At 72.9% G+C, this 5,332-nt stretch carries 1 protein-coding gene and 1 pseudogene; both read right to left on the bottom strand.

All coding sequences use genetic code 11. The annotated features are described in order from the left end of the window. Positions 1–3,065: pseudogene (locus ACH4N1_RS34930) on the bottom strand (type I polyketide synthase); the annotation flags it as partial. Between the two features lie 168 nt (positions 3,066–3,233). Next, positions 3,234–5,332: SDR family NAD(P)-dependent oxidoreductase (locus ACH4N1_RS34935; protein WP_398104556.1), on the bottom strand; the 2,099-nt coding region annotated here is incomplete at its 5' end.

Consider the following 5,332-nt stretch of genomic DNA (forward strand, 5'->3'; position numbering starts at 1 on the left):
CGCCCGTACACCTCCACCCCACGACGTCCGGCGTCATCGGCCTCACCGACGACGACCTGCACCTGCACACCACCCCGCGCCGGCAGCACCAACGGAACCGACAGGGTCAGGTCCTCCACGCGGGGAGTGCCGACCTGGTCGCCCGCGCGGGCGCAGAGTTCGACGAACGCGGTGCCGGGCAGCAACGTGGCGCCGAGGACCACGTGGTCGGCCAGCCAGGGGTGGGTGCGCAGCGAGACGCGGCTGGTCAGCACGTACTCGTCCCGGGCGGCCAGACCCAGCGAAGCGCCCAGGATGGGGTGTCCGACCGCCTTCAGACCCAGGCCCTCGGCGTCGGCGGGGGCGTCGACGGGGTCGAGCCAGTGGCGCTCGCGTTGGAAGGCGTAGGTGGGCAGGGGGGCCGGGGCTGTGGTTCCGGGGCCGAGGAAGGCGGACCAGTCGACCGGGATGCCCGCGGTGAACGCCTGGGCGATGCCGGTGATCAGGGTGTGGGTTTCGTCGTGGTCGCGGCGCAGGAGGGGGAGGGCGGTGGTGTCGTCGAGGGTGTCGCGGGTGAGGGCGGTGAGGACGGCGTCGGGGCCGATCTCGACGAACACGCCCGCCCCGGCTTCGCGCAGGGTGGTGAGGGCGTCGGTGAAGCGGACGGTGCCGCGGATCTGGTCGGTCCAGTACTGGGGGGTGGCGAGTTCGTCGGCGGTGGCGATACGTCCGGTCAGGGTCGACACCAGGGGGATGCGGGGTTTGTTGTAGGTGACGGTGGCGGCGACCTCTCGGAACTCGTCGAGGATGTCGTCCATGTGGGGGGAGTGGAAGGCGTGCGAGACGGCCAGCCGTACGGCCTTGCGGCCGTGCTCGCGCCACCGCGCCACCTGCCGCTCCACCGCATCCGCGTCACCGGAGATCACCGTCGACAGCGGCGAGTTCACCGCCGCCACCGCGACCACGCCCGATTCCTCCGCGAGCGCCGCCGCGACCTCGTCCTGCGTGGCCTGGATGGCGGCCATGGCGCCGCCTTCGCGGGCGGCTTGCATGAGGCGTCCGCGGGCGGTGACCAGTCGTGCGGCGTCTTGCAGGGAGAAGACGCCGGCCGCGTGGGCGGCGGCGAGTTCGCCGATGGAGTGGCCGGCGACGTGGTCGGGGGTGATGCCCCAGGAGCGGATGAGGCGGAAGAGGGCGACTTCGATGGCGAAGAGGGCGGGTTGGGTGAACTCGGTGCGGTCCAGGTGGTCGCCGTCGGTGATGACGTCGCTGATCGGGCGGGACAGGTGCGGGTCGAGGGCTGCGGCGACCTCGTCGAAGGCGGTCGCGAACACCGGGAACGCCGCGTGCAGCTGGCGGCCCATGCCGAGCCGTTGCGCTCCCTGCCCCGTGAACAGGAAAGCGGTCCCACTCGCGTCACGTATCCGTGACGGTTCCGCACCGTCGCCCTGCGCCAATGCCTTGACGGCGTCGATGAGTTCGGTGCGGTCGGCGCCTGTCACGACGGCGCGGTGGTCGAAGGCGGCGCGTTCGGTGGCCAGGGACAGGGCGATGTCCTGTGCGGCGAGTGCGGGGTGGGTCTCCAGGTGGGTCAGCAGGCGGGCGGCCTGGTCACGGACGGCCTGCGCGCTCTTGCCCGACAACACCCAGGGAATCAGCGGCAGTTCGGTGCGTTCGGTGGTGTCCTGCTCCTCGGGCGCGGCCGGGGGCTCCTCGATGACGACGTGGGCGTTCGTTCCACCGAAGCCGAAGGACGAGACACCCGCGCGGCGCGGTCGGCCGTCGGTGGCGGGCCACTCGCGCGCCTCGGTCAGCAGCTCCACCGCCCCGGCGTCCCAGTCCACATGGCTGGACGGTTCCCCCACGTGGAGCGTCCTCGGCAGCACCCCGTGCCGCATCGCCTCGATCATCTTGATGACACCGCCGACACCGGCGGCCGACTGCGCGTGGCCGATGTTCGACTTGAGCGAGCCCAGGTACAGCGGGTGTCCGGCCGGCCGGCCCTGACCGTAGGTGGCGAGGAGGGCCTGCGCCTCGATGGGGTCGCCGAGGCGGGTACCCGTGCCGTGCGCTTCGACGGCGTCGACGTCGGCTGTGCTCAGACCGGCGTTCGCCAGGGCGGCGAGGATCACGCGCTCCTGGGAGGGGCCGTTGGGCGCGGTCAGCCCGTTGCTCGCTCCGTCCTGGTTGACCGCGCTGCCCCGGATCACCGCCAGGACGCGGTGGCCGTTCTTCCGCGCGTCGGACAAACGCTCCACCAGCAGCAGGCCGACGCCCTCCGACCAGCCGGTACCGTCCGCGTCCTCGGAGAAGGACCGGCAGCGGCCGTCGGTGGACAGACCACGCAGCCGGGAGAACTCCACGAACGCCGTCGGCGTCGACATGACGGCGACGCCGCCGGCGAGGGCCAGGTCGCACTCGCCGTTGCGCAGCGCGTTGACGGCCAAGTGCATGGCGACGAGCGAGGAGGAGCAGGCGGTGTCGACCGTGACGGCCGGGCCCTCCAGACCGAAGGTGTACGCCATCCGGCCCGACGCGATGGAGCCCGCGCTGCCGCTGAAGAGGTAGCCCTCGTTGCCCTCGGCGGGCAGGTCGGGGCGGGAGCCGTAGTCGTTGTACATCGCGCCGGTGAAGACACCGGTGCGGCTGCCGCGCAGGGCTGCCGGGACGATGCCCGCGTTCTCGAAGGTCTCCCAGGCGGTCTCCAGCAGCAGGCGCTGCTGCGGGTCGATGGCGAGCGCCTCGCGCGGTGACATGCCGAAGAACTCGCGGTCGAAGAGGTCCGCGTCGTGCAGGAAGCCGCCCTCGCGGACGTACGACGTGCCCGGCCGGTCCGGGTCCGGGTCGTACAGCTTCTCGACGTCCCAGCCGCGGTTGGACGGGAACTCGCTGACGGCGTCCACGCCGTCGGCGACCAGATTCCACAGGTCCTCCGGGGAGGACACACCGCCGGGATAGCGGCACGCCATGCCGACGATCGCGATCGGCTCCTGCGCCTTGTCCTCGACCTCGCGCAGCTGCCGGCGCGCGTCGCGCGCGTCGGCGATGGCCTTCTTGAGGTACTCGCGGAGTTCCTGCTCGTTCGCCACTGATCTCAGCTCCCCGTCGTCATGTGGCTCGTGGTGTGGCTTGTGGTGTGGCTCGTGCTCGGTCTGGTGGGTCGGTCGTGCAGTGGTGTGCCGCAGCGGTGACCGCCGGGCGTGCGGACCGCCCCGGAGCCGACCCCCTCGTCGGCTCCGGGAGCGGTCACCCGGTCAGTTCAGGTCGTCGAGGAGCGCGAACAGCTCCTCGTCGCTCGCCTCGTCCAGGTCACCGGCCGCCAGTACCTCGTCGGCGGACGTACGGCCGCTCGCCTGCTCGGCGACGCCCAGCAGCTCGCGCAGCTGCCCGGCGACGCTCTCGTAGGCCGCGGGATCGGCGGCCGCCGACCGGACGGCGGCCCTGAGCCGGCCGAGCTCCTCGACCAGCGAGTCGGCGGGCGACGCCGCCTCCACCTTGATCTGCCGATGCAGGTGCGTGGCGAGGGCGGCGGGGTTGGGGTGGTCGAAGACGAGCGTGCTCGGCAGGCGCAGTCCGGTCGCGCCGTTGAGCTGGTTGCGCAGTTCGACGGCGGTGAGTGAGTCGAAGCCGAGTTCCTGGAAGGCGCGCCGGGGGTCGACGGCACCGGCGTCTGCGTGTCCGAGGACCGTGGCGACCTGGGCGCGGACGAGGTCGACGAGGGCCTGTTCGCGTTCCTCCTGGGACAGGGCGCCCAGGCGCTCGGCCAGCGAGGGGCCCGCGTCCTGGCCGCCGGACCGGCCGGCCGAGGCGGCCGTGCGGCGGCGGCCGGCCGGGGCCAGGTCGCGCAGCAGCGGTGGCAGGCCGTCACCCGCCCTGCGCAGTGCGGCGAGATCGAGACCGCTGACGCCGAGGACCGGCTCGGTTCCCGCCAGGGCGGCGTCGAACAGCTCCATCGCCTCGTCCGTGGCCAACGGCTTGAGGCCGATACGGGCCAGGCGACGCAGGTCCGTCTCGTTCAGTTCGCCGCTGATGGTGCTGGTCTGGTTCCACAGGCCCCAGGCCAGCGAGGTGGCGGGCAGTCCGAGGGCCGCGCGGTGCTGGGCGAGGGCGTCCAGGTAGGTGTTGGCGGCGGCGTAGTTGGCCTGGCCGGCATTGCCGATCAGGCCCGCGATCGAGGAGTAGACGACGAACGCGTCGAGTTCGTCGCCGAGGGTGGCCTCGTGCAGGTTCCACGCCGCTTCGGTCTTCGGCTTGAGCACGGCGTCCAGGCGCTCGGGGGTCAGGTCGGTGAGCACGGTGTCGTCGAGGACGCCGGCCGTGTGGATCACGGCCCTCAGCGGCCGGTCGGCCGGGACGGACGCCAGCAGGTCGGCGACCGCTTCCCTGTCGGAGACGTCGCAGGCGGCGAGGGTGGCCTCGGCTCCCAGGGTGCGCAGTTCGTCCTTCAGTTCGGTGGCGCCGGGTGCGTCGGGCCCGCGGCGGGAGACCAGGAGCAGGTTTTGTGCTCCGTGCGCGGTGACCAGGTGGCGGGCCAGCACGGCGCCCAGGGTTCCGGTGGCGCCCGTGATGAGGACGGTGCCCTGGTCCCAGCGCACCGTCCGCTCACCGGGCTCGCCCGTGGCACGGTTCAGGCGTGGCACGTACGTCACTCCGTCACGTACGGCCAGCTGGGGTTCGCCGGTGGCGAGGATCGTCTCGGTGTCCAGGTCGGTGTCCGGTTCCAGGTCGGCCAGGACGATGCGGCCGGGGTGTTCCGTCTGTGCCACCCGCACCAGTCCGGTGACACCGGCCGCCGCGAGGTCGGCGATCTCTTCGCCGTCGAGGGCGACGGCGCCGCGGGTCACCACGATCAGGGTGTGGTCCGCTTTGCTGTCGTCGGTCAGGAACTCCTGGATTCCGTGCAGGGTGTCGTGCAGGACCTCGGGCGCGGACCGCCCGCCCGAGACGACCTCCACCACCTCGGCCCCGTCCGGGGCCGGTGCCGTGCCAACCGGTACGGGCTTCCATCGCACGGCGAACAGGCCGTCCGGGCCGCTCGGGGCCGCCGCCGCACGCAGCGCCTCCGCCGACAACGGCCGCAGCGTCAGCCCCTCCACGGACGCCACCGGAGCCCCCGTACCGTCCGCCACCGTGAGCGATGCCTCCAGGGTCTCGGAGTCCTGGTCGGACACGGCCAGGCGGACGCGCAGCGCGGTGGCGCCCACCGCGTGGAGGGTGACACCCGACCACGCGAAGGGGAGCCGGGCCCGGCCCGCCTCGTCGACGACGCCGGGCAGGAGGGTGTGCAGGGCGGCGTCCAGCAGGGCCGGATGCAGCAGGTAGCGCCCGGCCTCGGCGCGCTGTCCCTCCGGCA

This window comes from Streptomyces sp. NPDC017202, assembly GCF_044331705.1.
Lineage (GTDB): Bacteria > Actinomycetota > Actinomycetes > Streptomycetales > Streptomycetaceae > Streptomyces.